This is a genomic window from Paraburkholderia sp. GAS38 (assembly GCF_050434965.1).
GTDB lineage: Bacteria > Pseudomonadota > Gammaproteobacteria > Burkholderiales > Burkholderiaceae > Paraburkholderia > Paraburkholderia phenazinium_A.
Genome location: NZ_JBNDJO010000005.1, coordinates 440868 through 467658, shown reverse-complemented (window position 1 = coordinate 467658; position 26791 = coordinate 440868). Strand labels below are relative to the sequence as shown.

Genomic DNA, 26791 nt, shown 5'->3' with positions numbered 1-26791 from the left:
GCCGCGCACGACACAGACAAGGAACCGACATGCAACCTCACATCAATCTGCCCGCCCCGTATCTGCCGCACGCGGGTCTGATCGCGGCTTTCGAGGCGTGTCCGTTGATCGCCATTCTGCGCGGCGTCACGCCCGCCGATGCCGCCGACCACGGGCAGGCGCTGTACGAAGCCGGTTTCCGGATTGTCGAAGTGCCGCTGAATTCGCCGCAGCCGTTCGATAGCATCGCGGCGATCCGCAAGGCGCTGCCGGCGGATGCGATCGTCGGCGCGGGCACGGTGCTGCACGCGAGCTTCGTCCACGACGTCAAGTCGGCGGGCGGCGAACTGATCGTGATGCCGCATAGCGACGCCGAAGTGGTGGCGATGGCGAAGGCCCAGGGACTCGCCTGCGCACCGGGCGTGGCCACGCCGAACGAAGCGTTTCTGGCGCTGAAGAACGGCGCCGACGTGCTGAAGATGTTCCCCGCCGAACAACTCGGCTGCCAGGTCGTCAAGGCGTGGCGCGCGGTGATTGCAGCCGAAGTGCCGCTGGTGCCGGTCGGTGGCATTACCCCGGACAACATGGGTCCGTTCCTGAGCGCCGGCGCGAACGGCTTCGGGCTCGGCTCCGCGCTGTACAAGCCGGGCCAGAGCGTGGCGGCGACAGCGTCGCACGCCCGCGCCTATATCAACGGCCTGCGGATCGCACGAGCGAGCGCGAAGAAATGAACCGGCTCGCCAACAAGGTCGCGTTGATCACCGGCGCCGGTCGCGGCATCGGTGCAGCCATTGCGCTAGCGTTTGCGCGCGAGGGGGCGGCTGTCGTGCTGGCGGAGCTGGATATCGAAACCGCCCAACGTACTGCGCAGGACATCGAAGCAGCGTGCAGGGCAAGCAGCACCCAAGGCACCCAGGCTGCAAACGGCACGAACGGCACGAACGGTGCAAGCGCACCCACCGGCTCGGCAGCCGCCGGCGCCGCAAAAGTGCTCGCCGTACAGACCGACGTGACGCAATCCGCCTCGGTCCAGCATGCCGTGCGCGAAGCCGAGCGCGCGTTCGGTGCGGTTGACGTGCTGGTGAACAACGCCGGCATCAACGTCTTCTGCGACCCGCTGACGATGAGCGACGACGACTGGCGGCGCTGCTTCGCCGTCGATCTGGACGGCGTCTGGAACGGCTGCCGCGCGGTGTTGCCGGGCATGGTGGAACGCGGCGCGGGCAGCATCGTGAATATCGCCTCGACGCATTCGTTCAAGATCATTCCGGGCTGCTTCCCGTACCCGGTCGCGAAGCACGGCGTGATTGGCCTGACCCGGGCGCTCGGCATCGAATACGCCCCGCGCAATGTGCGCGTCAACGCCATCGCACCGGGCTACATCGAAACGCAGTTGACGCACGACTGGTGGAACGGTCAGCCCGATCCCGCGGCGGCGCAGCAGGCGACGCTCGACCTGCAGCCGATGAAGCGCATCGGCCGCCCGGAAGAAGTGGCGATGACGGCGGTGTTCCTCGCCTCGGACGAGGCGCCGTTCATCAACGCGAGTTGCATCACGGTGGATGGCGGGCGCTCAGCGCTGTATCACGACTGAGCCACCGTCTGGAGAAACAAAGGCGGCGCGCCGTGGAAAGCGCGCCGCCGCGAAGCAAAAGAATGCGAAGCGCCACAGAGCGCAACGATCCGTTTTAGCCGGTTGACGCGCTGGCCGCGTGTGTCAGGACCGGATAAGAAGACGCGGCCGATACCTTCTCGTTATCTACTAATTAGTCAGGAGACTGCAACATGAAACGTAGAATTTTCCTCACGCTGGCAGCCGCAGCAGCAGGTGTGCTGTTCAACGCCCCCGTCGTGCAAGCCGCTGACTCCGTCAAGATCGGCTTTCTGGTGAAGCAGCCGGAAGAACCGTGGTTCCAGGACGAGTGGAAGTTTGCTGAGATCGCTGCCAAGGAAAAGGGCTTCACGCTGGTGAAAATCGGCGCACCCTCGGGCGAGAAGGTGATGAGCGCGATCGACAACCTGGCGGCCCAAAAGGCGCAAGGTTTCATTATCTGCACGCCGGACGTCAAGCTCGGACCGGGCATTGTCGCCAAGGCGAAGGCTGACGGACTGAAGATGATGACGGTCGACGACCGCCTCGTCGACGGTGCGGGCAAGCCGATCGCTTCGGTGCCGCATATGGGCATTTCGGCCTACAACATCGGCAAGCAGGTTGGCGATGGTCTGGCCGCGGAAATCAAGAAGCGCGGCTGGGACATGAAGGACGTCGGCGCGATCGACGTGACTTACAACCAGTTGCCGACCGCGGTTGACCGCACCGGCGGTGCGACCGACGCGCTCGTGGCCGCCGGTTTCCCGAAGGCCAACGTGGTTGAAGCGCCGCAGGCGAAGACCGATACGGAAAACGCCTTCAACGCCGCCAACATCGCGCTGACCAAGAACCCGCAGTTCAAGCACTGGATCGCTTACGGCCTGAACGACGAAGCCGTGCTCGGCGCCGTGCGTGCAGCGGAAGGCCGCGGCTTCAAGGCGGACAACATGATCGGTATCGGTATCGGCGGTTCGGATTCGGCGCTCAACGAGTTCAAGAAGCCGACGCCGACGGGCTTCTACGGCACCGTCATCATCAGCCCGAAGCGCCATGGCGAAGAAACCTCGACGCTGATGTACGACTGGATCACGCAAGGCAAGGAACCGCCGGCGCTCACGCTGACGACCGGCATGCTGGCCACGCGTGACAACGTCGCGGACGTGCGTGAAAAGATGGGTCTGGCATCGAAGTAAGCCGTCGGCTCCAGCCGTGCGGTGAGCAGGCGCGCCGGAGCGTGACTCCGGCGCGCCTGCCTGCCAGGACGGCGCGCACAGGACGTGGATGAACTGCGCGCGCCGGCAGGTGCAACAGAAGTTGAGACAGACCGTCGTGCCGGCAAAGGCGCAAGCCGCGCCGGACCGTACGGGTCACAGGATGCAACAGGAGGCGAAGTGTCAGCGACGCTGCGTTTTGACAATATCGGTAAGGTCTTTCCAGGCGTGCGTGCGCTCGACGGCGTGTCCTTCGACGTGAACGTCGGCCAGGTGCATGGCCTGATGGGCGAGAACGGCGCGGGGAAGTCGACCCTGCTGAAGATTCTCGGTGGTGAATATCAGCCGAACTCCGGCCGCCTGATGATCGACGGCAATGAGGTGCGCTTCGGTAGCGCGGCCGCATCGATTGCCTCGGGGATCGCGGTGATTCACCAGGAACTGCAATACGTGCCCGACCTCACGGTCGCGGAAAATCTGCTGCTCGGCCAGTTGCCGAATGCACTCGGCTGGGTCAACAAGCGCGAAGCCAAGCGCTTTGTGCGCGAACGGCTCGAAGCGATGGGCGTGGCGCTCGATCCGAATGCGAAGCTGCGCAGGCTCTCCATCGCCCAGCGGCAGATGGTGGAAATCTGCAAGGCGCTGCTGCGTAACGCGCGCGTGATTGCGCTGGACGAGCCGACCAGCTCGCTGTCGCACAGCGAGACCGAAGTGCTGTTCAAGCTGGTGCGCGATCTGCGTGCCGACAACCGGGCGATGATCTACATCTCGCACCGGATGGACGAGATCTACGAGTTGTGCGACGCCTGTACGATCTTCCGTGACGGCCGCAAGGTGGCGTCGCATCCGACGCTCGAAGGCGTGAAGCGCGACACGATCGTGGCCGAAATGGTCGGCCGCGAGATCTCGGATATCTACAGTTACAAGCCGCGTGAACTCGGCGAAGTGCGTTTCGCCGCCAAGGCGATCGAAGGGCATGCGCTCAAGGAGCCGGCCAGCTTCGAAGTGCGGCGCGGCGAGATCGTCGGCTTCTTTGGTCTGGTGGGCGCGGGTCGCAGCGAACTGATGCACCTCGTGTACGGCGCCGACAGCAAGAAGAGCGGCGAGCTGATTCTGGACGGCAAGCCGATCAAGGTGCGCAGCGCCGGCGAAGCGATTCGCCACGGCATCGTGCTGTGTCCGGAAGACCGCAAGGAAGAGGGCATCGTCGCGATGGCGACCGTGTCCGAGAACATCAACATCAGCTGCCGGCGCCATTACCTGCGTGCGGGCTTCTTCCTGAACCGCAAGAAAGAGGCGGACACGGCGGACCGTTTTATCAAGCTGCTGAAGATCAAAACGCCGAGCCGCCGCCAGAAGATCCGTTTCCTCTCGGGCGGCAACCAGCAGAAGGCGATTCTGTCGCGCTGGCTCGCGGAGCCCGATCTGAAAGTGGTGATTCTCGACGAACCGACGCGCGGCATCGACGTCGGCGCGAAGCATGAGATCTATAACGTGATCTATCAGCTCGCGGAACGCGGTTGCGCAATTGTGATGATTTCGTCTGAACTGCCGGAAGTGCTCGGCGTATCCGACCGGATCGTGGTGATGCGGCAAGGCCGCATTTCCGGCGAACTGCCGCGCAGCCAGGCCAACGAACAGGCCGTGCTGAGCCTCGCTCTGCCGCAAAGTTCGACCGCACTGGAAAGCGCCGTCTCGCAGGCGGCCTGAAACTGAACCGAACGGACGCAAGTCCCCAATAACCCGTCAGCCCGTGACGAAAACGGGAGGAGTCATCAAATGCAAGCCAGAGAAAACCTCGCGCAACAGGCCGCCAAGGGCGCCGCCGAAGCGCTGATTCCACAGAGCAACGACAAGCAGAAATGGTGGCAGCAGGTCACCGACTACAGCCTGATCGTGATCTTCGCGATCATGTTCATCACGATGTCCCTGACTGTCGATCACTTTTTCTCGATCGAAAACATGCTCGGGCTCGCGTTGTCGATCTCGCAGATCGGCATGGTCGCGTGCACGATGATGTTCTGTCTCGCTTCGCGTGACTTCGACCTGTCCGTGGGTTCCACCGTCGCATTCGCCGGCGTGCTGTGCGCCATGGTGCTCAACGCCACCGGCAACACCTTCATCGCGATCATCGCGGCGGTCGTGGCGGGCGGCGTGATCGGTTTCATCAACGGCGCGGTGATTGCGTATCTGCGCATCAACGCGCTGATCACCACGCTGGCGACCATGGAAATCGTTCGCGGCCTTGGTTTTATCGTGTCGCATGGGCAGGCCGTGGGGGTGTCGTCGGATACGTTTATCGCGCTGGGCGGCCTGTCGATGTTCGGCGTGTCGCTGCCGATCTGGGTCACGCTGCTGTGCTTCATCGTGTTCGGCGTGATGCTCAACCAGACCGTGTATGGCCGCAATACGCTGGCGATCGGCGGCAATCCGGAAGCTTCGCGTCTGGCCGGTATCAACGTCGAGCGCACCCGTGTGTATATTTTCCTGGTGCAGGGCGCGGTCACCGCGCTGGCCGGCGTGATTCTCGCCTCGCGTATCACCTCCGGGCAGCCGAACGCGGCTGAAGGCTTCGAGCTGAACGTGATCTCCGCATGCGTGCTGGGCGGCGTGTCGCTGCTGGGCGGCCGGGCGACGATTTCGGGCGTGGTGATCGGCGTGCTGATCATGGGCACGGTCGAGAACGTGATGAACCTGCTCAACATCGACGCGTTCTATCAGTACCTCGTGCGCGGTGCGATCCTGCTCGCCGCCGTGCTGCTCGACCAGTTGAAGAACCGCGGCTCGCGCGATTGACGCGCGCTGTCCCGCTACGTTGCTTAGTACCTCAATAGAATAGGAATCGAACGATGTCGTCTCCTGCCAATGCGAAGGCCCGCCAGGCGGACAACGTATATGCGCGCTATCCGAGCCTTGCAGACCGGACCGTGCTGATTACGGGCGGCGCGACCGGGATCGGCGCGTCGTTCGTCGAGCACTTCGCGGCGCAGGGCTCGCGGGTCGCGTTCTTCGATATCGACGCAAGCGCCGGCGAGGCGCTCGCCGATGAACTCGGCGACTCGCGCCACAAGCCCCTGTTCCTGCCGTGCGACCTGACCGACATCGACGCGTTGCGCAACGCGATCGCCGACGTCAAGGCCGCACTCGGCCCGATCGAGGTGCTCGTCAACAACGCCGCGAACGACAAGCGTCACCAGATCGAAGAGGTGACGCCCGAATCGTTCGACGCCGGCATCGCCGTCAACCTGCGTCATCAATTCTTTGCGGCCCAGGCTGTGGCGGGCGATATGAAAGCGGCCGGTCGGGGCTCGATCATCAATCTCGGCTCGATCAGCTGGATGCTGAAGAACGGCGGCTATCCGGTGTACGTGATGTCGAAGTCGGCGGTCCAGGGCCTCACACGCGGTCTGGCGCGCGATCTCGGCCATTTCAACATCCGCGTGAACACGCTGGCACCGGGCTGGGTGATGACCGAGAAGCAGAAGCGCCTGTGGCTCGACGATGCCGGGCGCCGTGCGATCAAGGAAGGGCAGTGCATCGACGCCGAGTTGATGCCCGAGGATCTGGCCCGCATGGCGCTTTTCCTCGCCGCGGACGACAGCCGGCTGATCACGGCGCAGGACATCATCGTCGACGGAGGTTGGGCGTGAGCGAGCCTAAGCGTGCTGTGCGCGCAACACTGCTGATCGACGCGAAATGCACCCTCGGCGAAGGCGCCACCTGGTGCGCGCGAAGCGGCCGCTTTTACTGGACCGATATCGAAGGCGCGCGCCTCTGGCGCTACGATCCGCGCGACCGGAGCAGCACTTCCTGGCGCATGCCGGAACGGCTCGCGACGTTTGCGCTCTGCGCCGATCCGCACTACCTTTTACTCGGACTCGCGACACATCTCGCGTTCTTCGACCTTGCAACTGGCGAGACTCAGCGTATTGTCGATGTCGAGCCGGGCATGAACACGCGCGTCAACGATGGCCGTTGCGACCGTCAGGGGCGCTTTGTCTTCGGTACGAAGGATGAGGGTTCGCCCTTGCGCGCAGTGGGCGGGTTCTATCGTCTGAACCGCGATCTGTCGCTCGAGCGCTTGCCCTTGCCGGCGCCCGCGATTTCGAACAGCATCGCTTTCAGTCCGGACGGCGCGACGATGTACTACTGCGATTCGCCGACCCGCGAGATTCGCGCGTGCGATTACGCTGCAGACGGCACGGTTGCGAACGGCCGTCTGTTCACGAAACTCGCGGATGCGACCGGCGAGCCCGACGGCTCGACTGTCGACCGCGACGGCGGTTTGTGGAATGCGCAGTGGGGCGGAGCGCGCGTGGTGCGCTACGGAGCGGATGGTGTGGAAACGGCGCGGGTGACGGTGCCGACCGTGCAGCCGAGTTGCGTGGCGCTCGGCGGTGAGCAGCTCGGCACGTTGTACATCACGAGTGCGCGCATCGATCTGGACGCGTCCGCGCTGGCCGGCGACGCGCAAGCGGGCGGCGTGTTCGTGGCTGTACCTGGCGCGCGCGGGTTGCCTGAGGCGCTCTTTCAGGGCGCGCCGGCAGCGCGTAGCTCGAGTGAGTTGAGTTAGGTTTTTTCGCGGCACGCGAGTGCGTGCCACAGTGCTTTGAGCAGGTTGGGTCGCAACGGGGCTTGGCAACGCAGCCATTGCGTAGCATGCTGCAGCACGCAGGGACCGGGCGATTCAAGGATTCAAGGACACAAAGAGGCGGCCAGCCGAGGCGCCCGCATAAACATCCGTCAGCAATGCCGGTAACGTCCCATGCCTCTCGATGGAGCCTGATATGACTGTCGCGAATCTCGTTTCCAGTTCGTCCACTTCACCCACTTCACAGACACGCCGCGCCCGGCTTGCCGCCGCCGCCAATCCGGTGCTTGCAGGACCCAGCACGTCGGCTGTGGCCGTCGGCGAGGGCAGTGCGGGCGAGTTCGCATGCGTGACGCTGGCCAATGCACAGTTGCGGCTCGACGTGGCGCCGTCGCTGGGTGGCGGCATCACGCGCTTCGACTGGCGCAGCGACGGCGCGCTAGTGCCGATCTTTCGCCGCTGCCGCCACATCGCCGCCGATACCGACCCCAACCAGTTGGCGTGCTATCCGATGTTGCCGTATTCGAACCGGATCGGCGGCGGCCACTTCGGTGTGGGCGGACGCCGCGTCGACGTGCCGCGCAATCGCGTCGCCGAGCCGCTGCCGATTCACGGCGACGGCTGGCTGGCCCACTGGCAGGTGGCCGAAACCGGGCAAGACAAGGTCTGCCTGACGCTCGACCGCAGCGACGGTAAGCCCTACGCGTATCGCGCGGCCCAGACCTATGCGCTGGAAGGCCCGACGCTCGTGATTACGCTCGAGGTCGAAAACACGGGGCGCGATGCGTTGCCGTTCGGGCTCGGCATCCATCCGTTTCTGGTGCGCGATGCGCAGACGGAGTTGTCGGCGGCCGCCGCCGGATTGTGGCTGCAAGGCGACGACTGGCTGCCGGTGCGCCACGTGCCGGCGCCGCCGGCCTGGCAGTTCGGCGTGGCGTATCCGTTGCCGGAGACCATCGTCAATCACGCCTTCACCGGCTGGAGCGGGCAGGCGGCGGTTGTCTGGCCGAAGCGGCGGCTGTCGTTGACGATCGCGTCGGATGCCGATTACTACGTGCTCTACACGCCGCCCGGCGAAGACTTCTTTTGCTTCGAGCCGGTGGATCATCCGATCAATGCGGTGAACCTGCCGGGTGGGGCGGCATCGCACGGCATGACGATGCTGGCGCGCGGCGAGCGCCTCGCGCGGTCGTTTCGCTTCACGGTCGAGCGGACCGGCTTGCGCGCAGCGGCAGGGGCGCGGAGTTCGCGGAAGCAGTGAGTCAGGCGGGCGGCTGGGGCGCACCGCCGCGGCGCACTCGGTTCCCGGAAGGCTCCGGTGTTGTGACGCGTGGTGGCGCATGCGGCTACGCAGGGCGGCGTGCCCCGCGTGCGAGGACGGGTAAAATACGCGCCACTTCTCCCATTGGCCCGCCGCGAGCTCACCATGCCCACTTTCATCCAGACCCTCAACGACGCCTGGCAGCGCACGAATTCGCTGCTGTGCGTCGGCCTCGACCCCGAGCCCGCGAAATTCCCGGCTGCGCTGGCCGGCCGTGCCGACGCCATCTTCGAGTTTTGCCGCACGATCGTCGATGCCACCGCGCCGTACGCCTCCTCGTTCAAGCCGCAGATTGCCTACTTCGCCGCCCATCGCGCGGAAGACCAGCTTGAACAACTGATTGCGCACATCCATCAGAACCATCCGGGCTTGCCGGTGATTCTCGACGCGAAGCGCGGCGATATCGGCAGCACCGCCGAGCAGTACGCCCGCGAGGTGTTCGAGCGCTATCAGGCGGACGCCGTCACTGTGAACCCGTATATGGGCTTCGACTCGATCGAGCCGTATCTGGCGCACCCGGGCAAAGGCGTGATCGTGCTGTGCCGCACCTCCAACCCGGGCGGCTCCGATCTGCAGTTTCTCGATACGGCAGGGCGGCCGCTATATCAGGTGGTCGCGCAACTGGCCGCGGACAAGTGGAATGCGAGTGGCCAGCTTGGGCTGGTGGTGGGCGCGACGTTCCCGAAGGAGATCGAAGTTGTGCGCGGGATCGTGGGCGAGATGCCGCTGCTGATTCCGGGCATCGGCGCGCAGGGCGGCGATGTCGAAGCAACGGTGAACGCCGGCCGCACGGCGGCGGGCACCGGGATGCTGATCAACTCGTCGCGCGCGATTATCTACGCCGGTAAGGGCGAGGACTTCGGTCAGGCGGCGGCGAAGGCTGCACAAGAGACGCGCGATCGGATTAACGCGTATCGGTGATGGGCTAGCGGCTACCGGCGTTCAAGCGGCAGCCGCGTTCATCCGCTTCATTTAGGCGGGGCGGTCCGCCGGCCCCAGCCGCGCGATGAATTTCGCATGCGCCGGATACGCGCTGCGCAGCGCGTCGACCTCAGCCAACTCGAATTCGCTGAACTCGAATCCCGGCGCCACAGTGCAGCCCACCAGCGCGAACGTCGCCGGATTCTCGCACTCCGCTGCAAACCACAACCCCGCTGGCACGACGGCCTGAAACACGCTACCCGGATGAGTCAGCGGATTGCCCAACCGATGCGTGATCAGCTTGCCCGCCTGGTCGAGCACATGGACAAGCAACGGTTCGCCGGCATAGAAATGCCAGACTTCGTCGGACCTGATCCGATGCCATGCGGAATGCGCGCCGTCGCATAGCAGGTAGTAGATCGCCGTCGACGCCGAGCGCGTCTCGCCCGACCCATCGCGGTTCACGGTCGCGCTCGAGCGATACGTTTCGCGGAAAAAACCGCCCTCGGGATGCGGCTTCAGATCGAAGCGGCGGATCAGTTCGTCTTTGGCAAGGTCGGGAGTCGGCATAGTCGGTGTTTAGCGCTCGCGCTCATCAAGCAACGCCAGCACCCCACGCAGCGCATGCGCGGCCGCCTGGGTGCGGATCTTCTCGCGGTCACCCTTGAACACCATCGTTTCGACGGCGGTATGCAAGCGGTTGCTCCAGCCGAACGACACGGTGCCGACCGGCTTGCTCTCGGTGCCGCCGGCGGGGCCCGCCACGCCGGTGATCGACAGCGACACCTGCGCCCGGCTATTGCGCAGCGCCCCTTCGGCCATCGCGCGGGCGACCGGTTCGCTGACCGCGCCGTGCTTTTCGATCAGATCGGCCGGCACGCCGATCATCTCGCTCTTGGCCTGATTCGAATAGGTGACGAAGCCCCGCTCGAACCAGCCGCTGCTGCCGGAGATATCGGTGATCGCGGTCGCGACCATGCCGCCCGTGCAGGACTCGGCGGTCACGAGCATCAGGCGTTCGTCGCGCAACCGGTTGCTCACGCGGATAGCGAGTTGGTGAACGACGGAATCGGTAGCCATGCGTAAGTCCGAAAACGTGAGACGGTTAGACCGACATGCGCCACAGCGCGATCACCAGCAAGGTGAAAAACGCTGCGACCAGGTCATCGAACATAATGCCAAAGCCGCCTTTCAGTCTGCGGTCGAAGTAACGGATCGGCGGAGGTTTCACCATGTCGAAGAAACGGAACACGACGAAGGCCCATGCCTGGCCGGTGACGCTCACCGGCGTCACCATCAGCAGCACCAGCCAGAACGCGACGATTTCGTCCCACACGACCGGCGATGGATCGTCGATGCCGAGTTTTTTCGCCGTGAAGCCGCAGATCGAAATGCCGGCAAAAAAGCCCACGATGATCAGCACGCCCCAGTCGAGCACCGTCAGATAGCGGTTGAGCGCCGCGAACGACGCCCAGGCGAACAGTGTGCCCATCGTGCCCGGCATGATCGGCGACAGGCCGCTGCCGAAGCCGAGCGAAATCAGATGCAGCGGATGCGACAGCATGAAACGGGCGGTCGCGCGACGTGGCCGCGAGGGGCGCGGCTCGGGCGTGCCGGGCGTGTCTCCCGACGGACCGCCATGCGACGGGCCGGCCGGAGGGCCGCCCCGAAAGTCGTCTGCGGGGCCGAGCGCGGGTTCAGTCTGCATGGAAATGGTCGAAGCCTTGCAAGGTCAAGGTGAGCGGGCTGCCGGCTGCGTCAAGCCAACGGATTGCAGGGTTGTCCGCCGCCGATTGGAGATCGCTTATTGTACCGATCCGGGTGACCGGAACAGCTACCGAGCGGCCTGCCGCTTCGACCGCTGCACGCGCGCTTGCGGGCGCCGTGAAGCAAAGCTCGTAGTCGTCGCCGCCCGCCAGCGTGCAGCGGCGTTGTACCTCGGCCGGCAGCCGGCGCAGCGCGGCCGAGCGCGGCACCGCGTCGACTGCGACCTGCGCCTGCAGATGCGAGCGTTCGAGGATGTGCAGCAGATCGCCGGCGAGACCGTCCGAGAGATCGAGCGCCGCGCGTGCCACGCCGCGCAGCGCGAGGCCGAGCGCGACGCGCGGCTCGGGGCGTTCGAGGGCGCGGCGAAATGTCGCAGTGTCGGTGGCATCGGCCGACCACTCGCCGCGCAGCACGCCGAGTCCGGCGCGTGCGTCGCCGAGCGTGCCGGAGATCCAGATGTCGTCGCCGGCTTGCGCCGCATCGCGGCGCAGCGCCTGTCCGGGCGGCACGCTGCCGAACACGGTGATGCACAGGTTGAGCGGCCCGGCAGTGGTGTCACCGCCAATCAGTTCGCAATCGTAGCGTTCGGCGAGCGCAAAAAGACCGTCGCTAAACGCCGCGAGCCAGTCCTCGTGGGCCTGCGGCAGCGCGAACGCGAGTGTGAAGGCTTGCGGCCGCGCGCCCATCGCCGCCAGGTCCGAGAGGTTCACCGCCAAGGCCTTGTGGCCTAGCGCGTGCGGATCGACATCGGCGAAGAAATGGCGTCCTTCGACCAGCATGTCCGTCGAAATAGCCAGCATTTCGCCTGGACGCGGCGCGAGCAGCGCGCAATCGTCGCCAATCCCGAGCGAGCCGTCGTCAGCGGGGCGCGCGCCACGGGCACGGCGCGCGAAAAAACGGTCGATCAGCGAGAACTCGGAGAGCATGATGGGGATCCGTGCACGGAAAAGCGGCTAACGGCGCGCATTGTACGGTGATAATGCTGCGTCGCCGCAAATGCGCCGGGTGGACGGCTTCGTTGCCGTTGGCCCTGTTTCGGTCGCGGCACCTGTGCCCTGATTGAAGGAATCGCGTCAGGGATTGGCGCTACAATGCCGTCGAACACCTATTCTAATCTGCACTTCCAAGCCCGCCTTATGTCGAATCCCGTCAATAGCAAACTCCGCGAAGCCGCTCTCGATTATCACGAGTTCCCGACCCCTGGGAAGATCGCGATCGCGCCGACCAAGCAGATGATCAATCAGCGCGACCTCGCGCTGGCGTATTCACCCGGCGTCGCGTTCGCGTGCGAGGAGATTGTCGAGAACCCGCTGAATGCCGCCCGTTTCACCGCGCGCAGCAACCTGGTCGGCGTCGTGACGAACGGCACCGCGGTGCTGGGCCTCGGCAACATCGGCCCGCTCGCCTCGAAGCCGGTCATGGAAGGCAAGGCGGTGCTGTTCAAGAAGTTCGCCGGCATCGACGTGTTCGACATCGAGCTGAACGAGTCCGACCCGCACAAGCTGGTGGACGTGATCGCCGCGCTCGAACCGACCTTCGGCGGCATCAACCTGGAAGACATCAAGGCGCCGGACTGCTTCATCGTGGAACGCGAATGCCGCAAGCGCATGAAGATTCCGGTGTTCCACGACGACCAGCACGGCACGGCAATCGTCGTCGCGGCGGCCATCACCAACGGTCTGAAGGTTGTCGGCAAGGACATCAAGCAGGTCAAGCTGGTCTCCTCCGGCGCAGGCGCTGCGGCGCTGGCCTGTCTGGACCTGCTGGTCGACATTGGCCTGCCGCTCGAGAACATCACCGTGACCGACCTGGCCGGCGTGGTCTACAAGGGTCGTACCGAGCTGATGGACCCGGACAAGGAACGCTTCGCACGCGAAACCGACGCCCGCACCCTGGCTGAAGCGATTGGCGGCGCGGACATTTTCCTCGGCCTGTCGGCCGGCGGCGTCCTGAAGCAGGACATGGTCAAGCAGATGGCGGACAAGCCGCTGATCCTCGCGCTGGCGAACCCGAACCCGGAAATCCTGCCGGAACTGGCGCTCGAAGTGCGCCCGGACGCCGTGCTGTGCACGGGACGCACTGACTACCCGAACCAGGTGAACAACGTTCTGGTGTTCCCGTTCCTGTTCCGCGGCGCGCTGGATGCCGGCGCCACGACCGTGACGCGGGAAATGGAAATTGCCGCGGTCAACGCGATCGCCGAACTGGCGCGCCAGGAGCAGAGCGACATCGTCGCGACGGCTTATGGCATTCAGGACCTGTCGTTTGGGCCGGCCTATCTGATTCCGAAGCCGTTCGATCCGCGCCTGATCGTCAAGGTTGCGCCCGCCGTGGCGAAAGCCGCGATGGATTCGGGTGTCGCCGAGCGTCCGATTGAAGACATGGAGGCCTACGAGCAGCATCTGCAGCAGTTCGTGTACCACAGCGGCACGACGATGAAGCCGATTTTCCAGTTGGCGCGCGGCGTCGAACCGGAGAAAAAGCGCATCGTATTCGCGGAAGGCGAAGAAGAGCGCGTGCTGCGTGCCCTGCAGATCATCGTCGACGAAAAGCTGGCCAAGCCGATCCTGATCGGCCGTCCGGCTGTGATCGAGGAGCGCATTGCGCGCTATGGCCTGCGTCTCGTCAACGGTCAGGACTACACGGTGGTCAACACCGACCACGACGAGCGTTACCGCGACTTCTGGCAGTCGTATCACAAGCTGATGGCGCGCAAGGGCATCAGCGCGCAGATGGCCAAGCTCGAAATGCGCCGCCGCACCACGCTGATCGGCGCGATGCTGGTCAACAAGGGCGAAGCGGACGGCATGATCTGCGGCACGGTCAGCACGACGCACCGCCACCTGCACTTCATCGATCAGGTGATCGGCAAGAAGGAAGGCCGCAATGTCTACGCGGCGATGAACGGCCTGGTGCTGCCGGGCCGGCAGATTTTCCTCGTCGACACGCACGTGAACGTCGATCCGACTCCCGAGCAGCTCGCCGAGATCACGATCATGGCGGCCGAGGAAGTGCGCCGCTTCGGCATCGAGCCGAAGATTGCGCTGGTGTCGCATTCGAACTTCGGCACGAGCAATGCGCCGACGGCCCAGAAGATGCGCGACACGCTCGAGATCCTGCGCGAACGCGCGCCGGACCTGCAAGTGGACGGCGAGATGCACGGCGACGTCGCACTGGATCACAACCTGCGCCGCGAAGTGCTGCCCGAATCGACGCTCGAAGGCGATGCGAACCTGCTGGTGATGCCGAACATCGACGCCGCCAACATTTCGTACAACCTGCTCAAGACGGCGGCCGGCAATAACATTGCGATTGGCCCGATCCTGCTGGGCGCTGCGAAGCCGGTGCATGTGCTGACCGCTTCGGCCACCGTGCGCCGGATCGTCAATATGACGGCGCTGCTGGTTGCGGACGTGATCGCCGCGCGTTAAACGAAGGCCCCGTCTGCGGGGCCGCAACGCGCCACCGGGCGAAAAAAAGGCGTGCCCGCAATGGGCACGCCGCAGGGTGTACAGGGGATTGTCACCCAAAAAAGATGAAACGACGGTATCTCCACCTCCGAAGCGCCCGGAATCGAGCGGATCAGACGCACTCATTCCGGATTTCACCGTCGAGTTAATTTTATCTCGATTGCGATAAAAAAATCTGTCAAGAATCGTCAAGGCGGCGCAAACGGCGTTTTGCTGCAACATTGGAACCTTCCGTTTGCCGGGCGAACGTTGATTCCAGGGGCCATTAGCGATACCCTTACGTCTTTCATGGTCGTCAAACTCGTGATCTAACAGCGGGAATCCTGATTCATGGCACGCAAGTGGCTCCGCAGCGGCGTGCTCATCGGCGCCCTGGCGTTTGGCAGTTTGTGCGGGAGCATGGTCACCGGCGCGTTTGCGCGGGACTATTCGACACCCGGCGCGACACCCGGCGACAGCAATAATCAGGTGCAGGGCACCATCGCGGTGGCGCAATTGCCGCGTGAAGCAGTCAATACTTTGAACTTGATTGCCGCAGGCGGGCCTTACCCGTATGAGAAGGACGGCATCGTATTCGGCAACCACGAAAGGCTGCTGCCGCCGCACCGGCGCGGCTATTATCACGAATACACCGTTCCTACGCCGCGTGCCCACAATCGCGGCGCGCGGCGCATTGTCTGTGGGGGGCCGCTACAGCGGACCGATAACTGCTACTACTCGGACGACCACTACACGAGTTTTAATCGTATTGTTGAATGACATCGGGATGAACGGCATGAGCGACAACGTCTACGCGCACGACTCCGGAGTCGCGACGGATCTTTTCGCGGCCGGCGACGGCAATCTGTTTCAGCGTGTCATGCAGATGCGCACCGCCGGTGACGGACGGGACACCCAGAGCGAAGCCAGCACTGTGCTTTCATCGAACGAGGGGCCTATGAGTCTTTTCAAGACCGTACGACCGAACATCGTACAGTCGATCCGCGCGTTTCGCGTGCAGGATCTCGCTGACGAAGCCAACCAGCTTGGCCAGCACTTTCTGTATGCGCATTGCGCGAATGCGCAATCGAAGCAGGAAGTCCTCGAAACGATTGCGACTTCATTTCTGTTTCCGAAGCATTTCGGCAAAAATTACGACGCCCTCTACGATTGCCTGACCGACCTTGTCGCCAAGGCGGGCACGCAGCCCGGCTTCGTAATCGTGCTGGAGGCGCTGCCGGTGGCGCAGAAATTTGACAAGGAAGGGCGCGAGACGCTGCTCGACGTGTTCCGCGAAGCGGCCGAATTCTGGGCCGAGCGCAAGGTGGCATTCCGCGTGTTTTATTCGTTCGCCTGATCGAAACTGATCCAATACGAATAGTTGAACAAAGCAAAGGCCCGCCGATTGGCGGGCCTTTGCTTTTGGTGGGCGCTACGGTTGCCGGTGCGATGGTCTCTCGTCTCGCATTGATTGTGGTGCCGACGCCAGCGCCGGCGTTCACGCCGCGTGCCGACACTTCGACATGCTTACCACCCGCCCCAGCGCGCCGCCAGCGCGGCCAGCACCGCGATACCCGCGGTTTCAGTGCGCAACACGCGCGGCCCGAGGCCAACCGCCGTGAAGCCGTGACTGGTCGCCGCGGCTTCTTCGGCGGCTGAAAAACCGCCTTCCGGCCCGATCAGCAAGGTCACGCGTCCGTGCGGCGGTGTGGCCGGCAGCGCCGTAAAACTGATGCTCGCGCGCGGCGACAACAGCAGGCGCAACTCGCCTTCTTCGGGTGCGCGAGGCAACGCGCCAAGCCAGGTGGCGATTTCCCGCACCGGCGCGACATCGGGCAGGCGATTGCGCCCGCACTGTTCGCACGAGGAACGCACGATGCCTTGCCAATGCAAATGGCGCCGTTGCGCCCGTTCGCCCGACAGCCGCACCACGCTGCGCGTAGTGGTGAGCGGCACGAAACTGGATGCACCCAGTTCGACGGCCTTTTCGATCAGCCAGTCCATCTTGTCGCCGCCGGCGATGCCTTGCGCGAGCGTCAGGTGATAGGGCGGTTCCACCTCGATCTCGCGGAATTCGCGAATCTTGACGGTGGCCGAACGGCGTTCCACTTCGATGAGTTCGGCGCTGTATTCGCCGCCCTCGCCGTTGAACAGCACGATCGAATCGCCCGGCTGCAGGCGCAAAACGAGGATGTGCCGCGTGACGTCATCGGGAAGCTGCATGATGTCGTCGGGCTTGAGGGCGGTACCGACGAAGAAGCGAGGCATCAGGAAAATACTCATTGGTTCACGAAAGGTGGCGAGCGAGCGCCCAACGGTAGCCGTCCAGGTCTTCCACCTGTGCAAAACGGTCACCCCAGAACTGATCCTGTGGCTCGCTCAGCGATTTCGCGCCGGCGGCCAGCGCCCGCGCATAAACCGCGTCGACATCGTCGACATAAACATAGAACGATTGCGGTGCAATCGCACCCGCGCTTTTGGGTGTCTTCGCCGTCGAGCCGAACGCGCCTTCGGGCGCGAACATCACGATTAGCTGGCCTTGATAGACCATCTCGACATGCATGACGACACCGTCGTCCTGGACGCTGTCGCGCAATTCGAAGCCAAAGGCTGCTTCGAAGAACGCGATCGCCGCACGGGCGTCGCGAACCGTGAGATAAGGGGTCAACCAGGGCACACCGGCTGGGCGAGAGGCGGTCATGGAGTTCTCCGGATCCGGGGTCAACGGGGCGAGTGCAGCGCGGCCAGGGGCCGGCGCACCAGACCTCCGCGCCGACCAACCGCACATTCTGCCGCCGCGTTACCGTGATGGCTTTAAGAATTGACTTAGTTTATCGCGCACCGCGCGAGATGCCGAGAAGAGTCCGGCATGCGCCTCGGCGTCGTACCAGGCGAGACCAGTGATTTTCCGGGCCGCGAGGCGCTCCGTCAGCTCAGCCGGGGTGAGGGCGGCGGGGTCGAGCGTGTCGCTGGCGGTCGCCATCATCCATAGCGAGCCGTACAGCGGCACGAAGGCGCCCATCGTGCGCACTACGGCAAACGAGGCGCGCAGGCCGTCGAGCAGCGTGGCCGCGGGCGCGGCGTGGAAGTAGGGCGCGCCGAGGTGCAGCGACAAGGCCGCAGCGGGATTCATCACGCGCTTTAGCTGCGCGTAGAACGCGGGCGTGTAGAGGCTCGCCGCCGGGGAGTCGGGCGGCGTCAGGTCGAATACGATCAGGTCGAACTGCTCCTCGGTGGACGCGACGAAATCGGCGGCATCGCCGATCACCAGTTCCACGCGCGGATCGTCGAACGCGCCGCCATGCACCTGCGGCAGATATTCGCGGGTGAGACGCACGACCTCGGCGTCCAGTTCCGCTACGACGATCCGCGTGATGCCCGGATGCCGCAGCAGTTGCCGGGCTGCGCCGCCGTCGCCACCGCCCAGCACAAGCGCGCGGCGCGGCGCGGGATGGGCCAGCGCATTCGGGTGGACCATGCATTCGTGATAGATGAACTCGTCGCCGACGGAAGTCATTGGGCGGCCGTCGAGCGTGAAGAGCCGCCCGAGTTGCGGGGTGTCCCAGACTTCGATCTGCTGATGCGGCGAGGCGACACTCGCGAGCCGCCGTGCGTTCGGGAAGCCGTACAGGGCGTACGGAGTCGGCTGGAATAGCAGCGGAGCGCTCAAGGTGGGCGGCGCGCGGTGGGCGCGATCGGTTGGCGATGCCCGGATTATAAAGTCGAAGCCCGGCCCGATTGGGAGGCTGTCGCAACCAGACCGCCATGCGGGCCGCATCCGGACTGCAAGCCGAGCCGCAAGCCGGGCCGTTCCGGACCGCAAGTCCACCGGCCCATGCGGTTTCCAGCCGGGAAAGGCCACAACCATCTGTTAGAATGTCACGCTTTGCAGCCTTGTCCGTTTGCTCTGCCCGTATTGCGTCTCCAGGCGCCGCACCGTGCGCCGTAGCAGACTGGCCGCCGAGCTTCCGGACCGCCGCCCGCGCCCCGCTTTTTGGACTCGTTCTCCGGACTCGACATGACGACCCCGTCTCCCGCCCCCACCTCCCTGATGGCCAACGCAATCCGCGCGCTGGCTATGGATGCTGTTCAACAAGCGAATTCCGGCCACCCCGGCATGCCCATGGGCATGGCCGAGATCGGCGTTGCGCTGTGGTCGCGTCATCTGCGCCACAACCCGAAGAACCCGCAATGGGCCGACCGCGACCGCTTCGTGCTGTCCAACGGCCACGGCTCGATGCTGCTGTATTCGCTGCTGCATCTGACCGGCTACGACCTGCCCATCGAAGAACTGAAGAACTTCCGGCAAATGCATTCGAAGACGCCGGGCCACCCGGAATACGGCATCACGCCGGGCGTCGAGACGACCACCGGCCCGCTCGGCCAGGGTCTGGCCAATGCGGTCGGCATGGCGCTCGCCGAGTCGTTGCTGGCCACGGAATTCAACAAGCCGGACGCGGCGATCGTCGACCACCACACGTACGTGTTCGTCGGCGACGGTTGCCTGATGGAAGGCATCTCGCACGAAGCCTGCTCGCTCGCGGGCGTGCTGAAGCTGAACAAGCTGATTGCGTTCTACGACGACAACGGCATCTCGATCGACGGCGAAGTGGTGCACTGGTTCCACGACGACACGCCGAAGCGCTTCGAAGCGTACGGCTGGAACGTGATCCCGAACGTGGTCGGCCATGACGTCGACGCGGTGGACGCGGCCATCAAGCAAGCCAAGCTGTCGGACAAGCCCACGCTGATCTGCTGCAAGACGGTGATCGGCGAAGGCGCGCCGACCAAGGCCGGCAGCCACGACTCGCACGGCGCGCCGCTCGGCGAGAAGGAAATCGCGGCCACGCGTGAAAAGATCGGCTGGAAGTGGGAGCCGTTCGTGATCCCGCAAGAAGTCTACGCGGCATGGGATGCGAAGGAAGCCGGCGCGCAAAACGAGTCGGAGTGGAACAAGACGTTCGCCGCCTACCAGGCCAAGTATCCGCAGGAAGCCGCCGAGTTCACGCGCCGTATGGCCAAGCAACTGCCGGCCGACTGGGCGGAAAAGGCGCAGGCCATCATCGCCGGCGCGAACGAACGCGCGGAAACCATCGCTACCCGCAAGGCGTCGCAGCAGGCTATCGAAGGCCTCTCGACCGTGCTGCCCGAACTGCTCGGCGGCTCGGCCGACCTGACCGGTTCGAACCTCACCAACTGGAAGGCCGCCAAGCCGGTACGCGTGAACGCGGAAGGCAAGGCCGCGGGCAACTACGTCAACTACGGTGTGCGCGAATTCGGCATGAGCGCGGCGATCAACGGTATCGCGCTGCACGGCGGCTTCAAGGCGTTCGGCGGCACGTTCCTGACGTTCTCCGACTACAGCCGCAACGCGCTGCGCGTCGCCGCGCTGATGAAGGCGCCGTCGATCTTCGTGTTCACGCACGACTCGATCGGCCTCGGCGAAGACGGTCCGACCCACCAGTCCATCGAACACGTCGCGAGCCTGCGCCTGATCCCGCATCTGCAAGTCTGGCGTCCGGCCGACACCGTCGAAACGGCCGTGTCCTGGACGCAGGCGGTGGAACATCATGGCCCGTCGTGCCTGATCTTCAGCCGTCAGAACCTGCTGTTCTCGGAACGCACCGACGCGCAGATCGCCAACATCGCCAAGGGCGGTTACGTGCTGCGCGACTGGAACGACGAGATCGTCGCCCGCAAGGTCATCCTGCTGGCGACCGGCTCGGAAGTCGAACTGGCGCTGAAGGCCGTCGAGCCGCTGGCGCGCGAAGGGATCGCGGCGCGCGTGGTGTCGATGCCGGCGACCACGGTGTTCGACCAGCAGGACGCCGAATACCGCGAGCGCGTGCTGCCGAAGGGTGTGCGCCGCGTGGCGATCGAAGCGGGCGTGACGGATTTCTGGCGCAAGTACGTGGGTCTGGAAGGCGGCGTGGTCGGCATCGACACGTTCGGCGAATCGGCCCCGGCTGGCGTGTTGTTCAAGCATTTCGGCTTCACCGTCGAGAACGTGGTAGAGACGGCCAAAGCCGCACTCGGCTGATTGGGTGTCCGGTCCTGCCGCGTGCGCCCCACGCCCGGCAGGACCTGGTCCAGCAGAGCCGAACATGGACGTATTTTTTTCAGCCATCAGGAGATAAACCATGACGATTCGCGTCGCTATCAACGGCTACGGCCGGATTGGCCGCAACACGCTGCGCGCCTTCTATGAAAACGGCAAGAAGCACGACATCCAGATCGTCGCCATCAACGACCTGGGCGATGCCAACACCAATGCCCACCTGACGCAATACGACACGGCCCACGGCAAGTTCCCGGGCGAAGTGTCGGTGGACGGCGACTACCTCGTCGTCAACGGCGACCGTATCCGCGTGCTCGCTAACCGCAACCCGGCGGAACTGCCGTGGGGCGAGCTGAACGTCGACGTCGTGCTGGAGTGCACGGGCTTTTTCACGACCAAGGAAAAGGCCAGCGCGCACATCAAGGGCGGCGCGAAGAAGGTCATCATCTCGGCACCGGGCGGCAAGGATGTGGACGCAACGATCGTCTACGGCGTGAACCATCACGTGCTGAAGGCATCGGACACGGTCATCTCGAACGCATCGTGCACGACCAACTGCCTGGCGCCGCTCGTCAAGCCGCTGAACGACAAGATCGGCCTGGAAAACGGCCTGATGACGACGATCCACGCGTACACGAACGACCAGGTGCTGACCGACGTGTATCACGAAGACCTGCGCCGCGCGCGCTCGGCCACGCATAGCCAGATCCCGGCGAAGACGGGTGCGGCATCGGCCGTCGGCCTCGTGCTGCCGGAACTGAACGGCAAGCTGGACGGCTACGCGATTCGCGTCCCGACCATCAACGTGTCGATCGTCGATCTGTCGTTTATCGCCAAGCGCGACACGACGGTGGATGAGGTCAACGCGATCATGAAGGAAGCGTCGGAAGGCTCGCTGAAGGGCATCCTCGGCTACAACAAGGCGCCGCTGGTGTCGATCGACTTCAACCACAACCCGGCTTCGTCGACTTTCGACTCGACGCTGACGAAGGTGTCGGGCCGTCTGGTGAAGGTGTCGAGCTGGTACGACAACGAGTGGGGTTTCTCGAACCGCATGCTGGATACGACTGTCGCGCTCATGAACGCGAAGTAAGCGGGTTTGCGGCGCGCTTTCAGTGCGCTTCACGTGCTCTGGCGCGCTGCATTCGCAGATAGAAAAACCGCTCCTCGGAGCGGTTTTTTTACGCCTGCGTTCAGGCCGGCATCTGCATCTGCACCGGCGCGTGAATGTCTCTACCCCTTCGGCACCGGAAAAAACACGCCGGCGCGCTGCGCGGCGTTGGTGATGTGCGCCTCGATGGCCTTGCCGGTCGCCGCCGAATCGCGCGTCTTGAGCGCGTCGAGTATCTCGCGATGCTCGTGATACGTGGACAGCACCAATTCGCGCCGGAAGAACGGCATGCGCTGGCTCTCCTTCATGATGTCCGAACTGCTGCGCAGGATCGATTCGATTGCCGCATTGCCGGCAATGCTCACCATGCGCATGTGAAAGTCGAAGTCGAGTTGCGCGGCCTCATCCAGTTCGTTGCAGGCTAGCGCGCTGTGCATCGCGTCGATGTTCTGCTCGAACCATTCAAGGTCGGCGTCGCTGATCGCGAGCGCCGCCATGCGCGCGACGAAGCCTTCCAGGGCAAAGCGCATCTGATACGTATCCGGCAGCGACGACTGCTCCGCAAACCGCCACGGGTTGGCAGCGGACACCTGTGAGCTCTCCACATACACACCTTTGCCGGGACGGATCATCAGGAGCCCGAGCGCCTCGAGCGTCGATAGCGCTTCACGCAGCGAAGCGCGGCTGATGGCCAGTTCTTCGGAGAGCTGACGTTGCGCGGGCAACAGACTGCCCACCGGATACACGCCGCCTTCGATCCGTTCGCGGATCGTGGCAATGGCGGAGTCGGTAACGGTATGCGGAACGTTTTTCATGATCCTCAGGGCAGTCGCGCGGTCTGACCGGCATTGTAATCCGCGGCTTCGGCGGCCGCACCGCGTAATTAATCTTCCGACAAACCAACGCTCATCCGTCGTGGATTCAGGCGGGTAAACACTATTATTTTCCGCCTTGACTCGACTATATCGGCTTCCTACTATTCGCCATAACAGTACTGGTCGGACCAGTATGAACAGATGATATCCGTAACCGGGAGAAGGCCGTGTTGAAGTTTTTCAATTCGCTGTTTGGCCGGGTGGTGATCGCTCTAGTGGCGGGCATTGTGATCGGCGCGCTGTTTCCGCATTTCGCTCAATCGTTGCGGCCGCTCGGCGACGGCTTTCTGAAGCTGATCAAGATGGTGATCGGTCCGATCGTGTTCTGCGTCGTGGTGAGCGGCATGGCGCACGCGGGCGATCTGAAGAAAGTGGGGCGGGTCGGCCTGAAGGCGGTGGTCTACTTCGAGTTCATGACGACGATCGCGCTCCTGATCGGCGCGGTGCTGGCGTATGTCACGAAGCCCGGCGTCGGCATGAACATCAACCTGCATTCGCTCGATGCCGCGTCGCTCACGACCTATACCGAGCACACCAAGGATCTGAAGGACACCGCAGGATTTCTGCTGAAGATCATTCCGGACACGGCCTTCAACGCGTTCGCCACCGGCGATATCCTGCAGATCCTCGTGTTTTCGGTGCTGTTCGGCTCGGCCTTGTCGCTGCTTGGCGGTAAGGCGCAAAAGGTGAGCGGCCTGATCGACGAACTGGCCCAGGTCTTCTTCCGCGTGATGAGCTTCATCATCAAGCTGGCGCCGCTCGGCGTGCTGGGCGCGATCGCATTCACCACCGGCACCTATGGCGTCGCCTCGCTCGAGCAACTGGGACTGCTGGTGGTGGTGTTCTACGCGAGCTGCATTGTGTTCGTTGCGGTGGTGCTCGGCGTGGTGATGCGGCTCGCCGGCTTCAGCGTCTTCAAGCTGATTCGCTATCTGCGCGAGGAGATGTCGATTGTGCTCGGCACTGCATCCTCCGATGCCGTCTTGCCGCAAGTGATGCGCAAGCTCGAATGGATGGGTGTGAAGGATTCGACCGTTGGCCTCGTGATCCCCACCGGTTACTCGTTCAATCTGGATGGCTTCTCGATCTACCTGACGCTCGCGGTGATCTTCATCGCTCAGGCCACCAACACGCCGCTGTCGCTGCACGATCTGATCGTGGTGGTGCTGGTGTCGCTGGTCACGTCGAAGGGCGCTCACGGCATCCCCGGTTCGGCGATCGTGATTCTGGCCGCGACACTCTCCGCGATTCCCGCCATTCCGGTGCTCGGTCTGGTGCTGATCCTGCCGGTGGACTGGTTCGTCGGGATTGCCCGCGCGCTGACCAATCTGATCGGCAATTGCGTCGCCACGGTCGTGGTGGCCGTTTGGGAAAACGATATCGACAAGGTCCGCGCCCGTCATGTGTTGAATCGCGAGGCCGCTTATCTGTACGTTCCGGCCGGTGAGGAAACAGCCGCTGCGCCGGTCTCCGCCGATCCCGCGCCCGCGATCTGATCCAGGGCGCAGCCTCGACAGCACACCTCAGCACATACCTCGTCCGGCGGGCGTCGTCGCGTCCACAAGCGTGACCAGCACCACCCGCCGGCTTTCCCTTCCCTATCGATTGACCGAGACCATGGCTACTCCGATCCTCGACCCCAACGCCCCCGCCTTCACGCGCCGCTACATGAATCTGGCCGACCCGCGCCTCGGTGCGAAAGCGCTCTTCGCCAGCGACGAATTCTTCGCGCCGAAAGAGCGCATGCTCGATCCGCAACCGGCGGTGTTCATCCCCGGCAAGTACGACGATCACGGCAAGTGGATGGACGGCTGGGAGACTCGCCGCAAGCGCACCACGGGGCACGACTACTGCGTGGTCCAACTGGCGCGGCCGGGCGTGATCCATGGCGTGGATCTGGACACGAGCCACTTCACTGGCAATTTCCCGCCGGCCGCCTCGCTCGAGGGCTGCCATGCGGACGGCGAGATGCCGCCGGACAACGCCGAATGGCACGCGCTCGTGCCGGCAATGACGCTGCAAGGCAATCAACACCATTACGTCGCAGTCGACGACACGCGTGCCTTCACCCATCTGCGCGTGAATCTGTATCCGGACGGCGGCCTTGCGCGTCTGCGCGTGTACGGACAGCCGAAGCGCGACTGGGCGCGCGTCGAGCGCGGCAGTCTGATCGATCTGGCGGCCATCGAAAACGGCGCCTACCTGGTTGCCGCCAACAACCAGCACTTCGGACCGGCCTCGCAGATGCTGATGCCCGGACGCGGCGTCAACATGGGCGACGGCTGGGAAACGCGACGCCGCCGCGAGCCGGGTAACGACTGGGCGATCGTTGCGCTGGCGCAGCCGGGCGTGATCCGCAAGGTCGAAGTCGACACCGCTTACTTCAAGGGCAATTTCCCGGACCGCTGTTCGTTGCAGGCCGCGAGCGTGAGCGGCGGCACCGACGAGTCGCTCGTCACGCAGGCGATGTTCTGGCCGGTGCTGATGGACGAGCAGAAGCTGCAGATGGACCACGTGCATCCGTTCGAAGCGGAGCTGGCCTCGCTCGGGCCGGTTACGCATGTGCGTTTCAATATCTTTCCGGACGGCGGCGTGTCGCGCCTGCGTCTGTGGGGCGAACTGGCGTAAGCGACGAATGGCGAAGGAGGAGACCGGGCTATGAAGACTCTGCAGATGGAACGCCTGACACGTGCTGCGTTCGCACCGTTCGGCGAGGTGATCGAACTGGACGGCGCGCGCCACTTCCCGATCAACGGCGGCACGACCGAGCGCTATCACGATCTTGCCAGGGTCGACGTCGGCGAGCAGGGCGGCCGGCCGCTGGTCAATCTGTTTCGCGCCCAGCCGCGCAGCTTGCCGGTCGAAATTGGAATGATGGAGCGGCATCCGCTCGGTAGTCAGGCTTTCCTTCCGCTTGCGGGGGCGAGCTACCTGATCGTGGTCGCGCCGCCGGGCGAATTCGATCCGGCGCAGATGCGCGCGTTCTGGACCGAGGGCTGGCAGGGCGTCAACTATGCAAAGGGGGTCTGGCACCACCCGTTGCTTGCGCTCGAGCGTGTCAGCGATTTCGTGGTGGTGGATCGAGGCGGCGAGCAGCCTAACTGCGACGAGCTTGTGCTGGTCGAGCCCTGGCGTCTTGTGCGCTAGTGGCGGGTGGGCATGGCGGCCGGCGTCCGAGTCGATGCTATGGCCGCGGTTACCGGCCGTTACAGCCACCGAGCGAGGCCAGGACGCTTAGGACACGCTGACAGTGCGTTTAGCGCACCACGCAGCAGCGCCAGAACGCAAAAAACCCGGTCGACTTTCATCGCCCGGGTTTCCTTTTATTACTTGCTGCGCTTGCGCGCCGTCAGGCGCGCGGCCATAGTGCGCTTCAATGTTTGCGATGCGGGCACTTTTCCTTGGTGCAGGCGCCGTACAGCGCCAGCGCGTGTTCCTGCAGCTTGAAACCGCGCTCTTTGGCGATGGCTTGCTGGCGGCTTTCGATTTCCTGATCGAAGAACTCCTCGACCAGCCCGCAGTCGATACACACCAGGTGATCGTGGTGGGTGCCTTCGTTCAGCTCGAACACGGCTTTGCCGGATTCGAAGTTGCTGCGCGACAGCAGCCCTGCCTGCTCGAACTGCGTGAGCACGCGATAGACGGTGGCGAGGCCAATGTCCAGCTCTTCGTGCAGCAGGTTGCGGTACACGTCTTCAGCGGTCAGGTGACGCACCGGGCTGTGCTGGAAAATCTCCAGAATCTTGAGGCGCGGTAGGGTCGCCTTGAGGCCGATATTTTTCAGATCGGTTGGATTGGTCATGGCAAGGGATCCCTAGAGTACAATGCAGGGTTCTAATAGTAATGTGTTTTCGCTGTTCAGGTCATCTTCGATGCAATGAAACTCGCGCGGCTCGCCACTGGCAGGGCCCGCACGG

The 26791-nt window shown here is 64.1% G+C and carries 26 protein-coding genes; 17 read left to right on the top strand and 9 right to left on the bottom strand.

Annotated features, from left to right (window positions below; translation table 11 throughout):
* The first annotated feature begins 29 nt into the window (after positions 1-29).
* From P3T42_RS15460 to pyrF, 9 genes are all read left to right on the top strand, one after another.
* Complete coding sequence (locus P3T42_RS15460) at positions 30-710, top strand: 2-dehydro-3-deoxy-6-phosphogalactonate aldolase (RefSeq protein ID WP_074302538.1); 681 nt, start codon at positions 30-32, stop codon at positions 708-710.
* Positions 707-1573: an SDR family oxidoreductase gene (locus P3T42_RS15455; protein ID WP_429306518.1), complete on the top strand. Its 867-nt coding sequence runs from the start codon at positions 707-709 to the stop codon at positions 1571-1573. Before P3T42_RS15460 ends, P3T42_RS15455 begins: the two co-directional genes overlap by 4 nt.
* 191 nt (positions 1574-1764) lie before the next feature.
* On the top strand, positions 1765-2763 hold the full coding sequence (locus P3T42_RS15450; RefSeq protein WP_074302534.1) for an arabinose ABC transporter substrate-binding protein: 999 nt from the start codon (positions 1765-1767) through the stop codon (positions 2761-2763).
* Between the two features lie 198 nt (positions 2764-2961).
* Positions 2962-4491, top strand: coding sequence for an L-arabinose ABC transporter ATP-binding protein AraG (araG, locus tag P3T42_RS15445; protein ID WP_074302530.1), 1530 nt, complete (start codon positions 2962-2964; stop codon positions 4489-4491).
* A 69-nt stretch (positions 4492-4560) separates the two neighbouring features.
* Complete coding sequence (gene araH / locus P3T42_RS15440; protein ID WP_074302528.1) at positions 4561-5577, top strand: L-arabinose ABC transporter permease AraH; 1017 nt, start codon at positions 4561-4563, stop codon at positions 5575-5577.
* A 53-nt stretch (positions 5578-5630) separates the two neighbouring features.
* On the top strand, positions 5631-6431 hold the full coding sequence (locus P3T42_RS15435) for an SDR family NAD(P)-dependent oxidoreductase (RefSeq protein WP_429306517.1): 801 nt from the start codon (positions 5631-5633) through the stop codon (positions 6429-6431).
* Positions 6428-7354 (top strand): SMP-30/gluconolactonase/LRE family protein, encoded by a 927-nt coding sequence (locus P3T42_RS15430; protein WP_429306516.1) that lies wholly within the window; start codon positions 6428-6430, stop codon positions 7352-7354. The genes P3T42_RS15435 and P3T42_RS15430 overlap by 4 nt, the downstream gene beginning before the upstream one ends.
* Before the next feature lie 214 nt (positions 7355-7568).
* Positions 7569-8633, top strand: coding sequence for an aldose 1-epimerase (locus tag P3T42_RS15425; protein WP_429306515.1), 1065 nt, complete (start codon positions 7569-7571; stop codon positions 8631-8633).
* Between the two features lie 165 nt (positions 8634-8798).
* Complete coding sequence (gene pyrF / locus P3T42_RS15420) at positions 8799-9614, top strand: orotidine-5'-phosphate decarboxylase (RefSeq protein ID WP_074302520.1); 816 nt, start codon at positions 8799-8801, stop codon at positions 9612-9614.
* 51 nt (positions 9615-9665) lie between these two features.
* On the opposite strand, the gene P3T42_RS15415 is transcribed toward pyrF, so the two are convergent.
* The 4 genes from P3T42_RS15415 to thiL are packed head-to-tail and all read right to left on the bottom strand — an operon-like array spanning position 9666 to position 12307.
* Positions 9666-10184, bottom strand: coding sequence for a cupin domain-containing protein (locus tag P3T42_RS15415; RefSeq protein ID WP_429306514.1), 519 nt, complete (start codon positions 10182-10184; stop codon positions 9666-9668).
* A gap of 9 nt (positions 10185-10193) precedes the next feature.
* The gene (locus P3T42_RS15410; RefSeq protein ID WP_074302515.1) at positions 10194-10694 is read right to left on the bottom strand and encodes a CinA family protein; all 501 of its coding nucleotides are present in this window, start codon (positions 10692-10694) and stop codon (positions 10194-10196) included.
* Positions 10695-10719: 25 nt separating this feature from the next.
* Complete coding sequence (locus P3T42_RS15405) at positions 10720-11322, bottom strand: phosphatidylglycerophosphatase A family protein (protein ID WP_074302513.1); 603 nt, start codon at positions 11320-11322, stop codon at positions 10720-10722.
* Positions 11312-12307: a thiamine-phosphate kinase gene (gene thiL, locus P3T42_RS15400; RefSeq protein ID WP_429306513.1), complete on the bottom strand. Its 996-nt coding sequence runs from the start codon at positions 12305-12307 to the stop codon at positions 11312-11314. The genes P3T42_RS15405 and thiL overlap by 11 nt, the downstream gene beginning before the upstream one ends.
* Positions 12308-12472: 165 nt before the next feature.
* Between thiL and P3T42_RS15395 the strand changes: the two genes are divergently transcribed.
* The 3 genes from P3T42_RS15395 to P3T42_RS15385 all read left to right on the top strand — a co-directional run bounded on the left by P3T42_RS15395 (position 12473) and on the right by P3T42_RS15385 (position 16187).
* Positions 12473-14812: an NADP-dependent malic enzyme gene (locus P3T42_RS15395; RefSeq protein ID WP_074302509.1), complete on the top strand. Its 2340-nt coding sequence runs from the start codon at positions 12473-12475 to the stop codon at positions 14810-14812.
* Positions 14813-15181: 369 nt separating this feature from the next.
* On the top strand, positions 15182-15610 hold the full coding sequence (locus tag P3T42_RS15390; protein ID WP_074302507.1) for a ribonuclease: 429 nt from the start codon (positions 15182-15184) through the stop codon (positions 15608-15610).
* Between the two features lie 16 nt (positions 15611-15626).
* Complete coding sequence (locus P3T42_RS15385) at positions 15627-16187, top strand: barstar family protein (protein ID WP_074302843.1); 561 nt, start codon at positions 15627-15629, stop codon at positions 16185-16187.
* A gap of 170 nt (positions 16188-16357) precedes the next feature.
* On the opposite strand, the gene P3T42_RS15380 is transcribed toward P3T42_RS15385, so the two are convergent.
* The 3 genes from P3T42_RS15380 to speE form a co-directional block, all read right to left on the bottom strand.
* Positions 16358-17098: a 16S rRNA (uracil(1498)-N(3))-methyltransferase gene (locus P3T42_RS15380; protein ID WP_074302505.1), complete on the bottom strand. Its 741-nt coding sequence runs from the start codon at positions 17096-17098 to the stop codon at positions 16358-16360.
* Positions 17099-17117: 19 nt separating this feature from the next.
* Complete coding sequence (locus P3T42_RS15375; protein WP_074302503.1) at positions 17118-17531, bottom strand: VOC family protein; 414 nt, start codon at positions 17529-17531, stop codon at positions 17118-17120.
* 99 nt (positions 17532-17630) lie between these two features.
* Positions 17631-18500 (bottom strand): polyamine aminopropyltransferase, encoded by an 870-nt coding sequence (gene speE, locus P3T42_RS15370; protein ID WP_429306512.1) that lies wholly within the window; start codon positions 18498-18500, stop codon positions 17631-17633.
* Positions 18501-18848: 348 nt separating this feature from the next.
* On the opposite strand from speE, the gene tkt reads away from it, so the two are divergent.
* Both tkt and gap read left to right on the top strand, forming a co-directional pair.
* Entirely contained in the window at positions 18849-20870 is a 2022-nt protein-coding gene (tkt, locus tag P3T42_RS15365) for a transketolase (RefSeq protein ID WP_074302841.1), read from the top strand.
* A 100-nt stretch (positions 20871-20970) separates the two neighbouring features.
* Positions 20971-21981, top strand: a complete 1011-nt coding sequence (gene gap, locus P3T42_RS15360) for a type I glyceraldehyde-3-phosphate dehydrogenase (RefSeq protein ID WP_074302499.1) — start codon at positions 20971-20973, stop codon at positions 21979-21981.
* Between the two features lie 140 nt (positions 21982-22121).
* Here gap and P3T42_RS15355 read toward each other — a convergent pair whose 3' ends face one another.
* On the bottom strand, positions 22122-22814 hold the full coding sequence (locus P3T42_RS15355; RefSeq protein WP_074302497.1) for a FadR/GntR family transcriptional regulator: 693 nt from the start codon (positions 22812-22814) through the stop codon (positions 22122-22124).
* Positions 22815-23041: 227 nt separating this feature from the next.
* Here P3T42_RS15355 and P3T42_RS15350 point away from each other — a divergent pair, with 227 nt between their 5' ends.
* The 3 genes from P3T42_RS15350 (at position 23042) to P3T42_RS15340 (ending at position 26021) form a co-directional block, all read left to right on the top strand.
* Complete coding sequence (locus P3T42_RS15350; protein ID WP_429306511.1) at positions 23042-24370, top strand: C4-dicarboxylate transporter DctA; 1329 nt, start codon at positions 23042-23044, stop codon at positions 24368-24370.
* 121 nt (positions 24371-24491) lie between these two features.
* Positions 24492-25502 (top strand): allantoicase, encoded by a 1011-nt coding sequence (gene alc, locus P3T42_RS15345; protein WP_429306510.1) that lies wholly within the window; start codon positions 24492-24494, stop codon positions 25500-25502.
* A gap of 30 nt (positions 25503-25532) precedes the next feature.
* Positions 25533-26021: an ureidoglycolate lyase gene (locus P3T42_RS15340; protein WP_429306509.1), complete on the top strand. Its 489-nt coding sequence runs from the start codon at positions 25533-25535 to the stop codon at positions 26019-26021.
* 226 nt (positions 26022-26247) lie between these two features.
* On the opposite strand, the gene fur is transcribed toward P3T42_RS15340, so the two are convergent.
* The gene (fur, locus tag P3T42_RS15335; protein WP_074302488.1) at positions 26248-26676 is read right to left on the bottom strand and encodes a ferric iron uptake transcriptional regulator; all 429 of its coding nucleotides are present in this window, start codon (positions 26674-26676) and stop codon (positions 26248-26250) included.
* Positions 26677-26791 lie beyond the last annotated feature (115 nt).

Excerpts from the sequence above, each read along its gene's own strand:
- P3T42_RS15395 (WP_074302509.1), top strand. The coding sequence starts at position 12,473 with ATGCCGTCGAACACCTATTCTAATCTGCACTTCCAAGCCCGCCTTATG.
- P3T42_RS15460 (WP_074302538.1), top strand. The coding sequence starts at position 30 with ATGCAACCTCACATCAATCTGCCCGCCCCGTATCTGCCGCACGCGGGT.
- pyrF (WP_074302520.1), top strand. The coding sequence starts at position 8,799 with ATGCCCACTTTCATCCAGACCCTCAACGACGCCTGGCAGCGCACGAAT.
- P3T42_RS15355 (WP_074302497.1), bottom strand. The coding sequence starts at position 22,814 with ATGAAAAACGTTCCGCATACCGTTACCGACTCCGCCATTGCCACGATC.
- P3T42_RS15410 (WP_074302515.1), bottom strand. The coding sequence starts at position 10,694 with ATGGCTACCGATTCCGTCGTTCACCAACTCGCTATCCGCGTGAGCAAC.
- P3T42_RS15415 (WP_429306514.1), bottom strand. The coding sequence starts at position 10,184 with ATGCCGACTCCCGACCTTGCCAAAGACGAACTGATCCGCCGCTTCGAT.
- fur (WP_074302488.1), bottom strand. The coding sequence starts at position 26,676 with ATGACCAATCCAACCGATCTGAAAAATATCGGCCTCAAGGCGACCCTA.
- P3T42_RS15375 (WP_074302503.1), bottom strand. The coding sequence starts at position 17,531 with ATGACCGCCTCTCGCCCAGCCGGTGTGCCCTGGTTGACCCCTTATCTC.
- P3T42_RS15390 (WP_074302507.1), top strand. The coding sequence starts at position 15,182 with ATGGCACGCAAGTGGCTCCGCAGCGGCGTGCTCATCGGCGCCCTGGCG.
- P3T42_RS15385 (WP_074302843.1), top strand. The coding sequence starts at position 15,627 with ATGAGCGACAACGTCTACGCGCACGACTCCGGAGTCGCGACGGATCTT.
- P3T42_RS15455 (WP_429306518.1), top strand. The coding sequence starts at position 707 with ATGAACCGGCTCGCCAACAAGGTCGCGTTGATCACCGGCGCCGGTCGC.
- P3T42_RS15435 (WP_429306517.1), top strand. The coding sequence starts at position 5,631 with ATGTCGTCTCCTGCCAATGCGAAGGCCCGCCAGGCGGACAACGTATAT.
- P3T42_RS15450 (WP_074302534.1), top strand. The coding sequence starts at position 1,765 with ATGAAACGTAGAATTTTCCTCACGCTGGCAGCCGCAGCAGCAGGTGTG.
- araH (WP_074302528.1), top strand. The coding sequence starts at position 4,561 with ATGCAAGCCAGAGAAAACCTCGCGCAACAGGCCGCCAAGGGCGCCGCC.
- tkt (WP_074302841.1), top strand. The coding sequence starts at position 18,849 with ATGACGACCCCGTCTCCCGCCCCCACCTCCCTGATGGCCAACGCAATC.
- P3T42_RS15405 (WP_074302513.1), bottom strand. The coding sequence starts at position 11,322 with ATGCAGACTGAACCCGCGCTCGGCCCCGCAGACGACTTTCGGGGCGGC.
- P3T42_RS15380 (WP_074302505.1), bottom strand. The coding sequence starts at position 17,098 with ATGCCTCGCTTCTTCGTCGGTACCGCCCTCAAGCCCGACGACATCATG.
- alc (WP_429306510.1), top strand. The coding sequence starts at position 24,492 with ATGGCTACTCCGATCCTCGACCCCAACGCCCCCGCCTTCACGCGCCGC.
- P3T42_RS15340 (WP_429306509.1), top strand. The coding sequence starts at position 25,533 with ATGAAGACTCTGCAGATGGAACGCCTGACACGTGCTGCGTTCGCACCG.
- P3T42_RS15425 (WP_429306515.1), top strand. The coding sequence starts at position 7,569 with ATGACTGTCGCGAATCTCGTTTCCAGTTCGTCCACTTCACCCACTTCA.
- gap (WP_074302499.1), top strand. The coding sequence starts at position 20,971 with ATGACGATTCGCGTCGCTATCAACGGCTACGGCCGGATTGGCCGCAAC.
- thiL (WP_429306513.1), bottom strand. The coding sequence starts at position 12,307 with ATGCTCTCCGAGTTCTCGCTGATCGACCGTTTTTTCGCGCGCCGTGCC.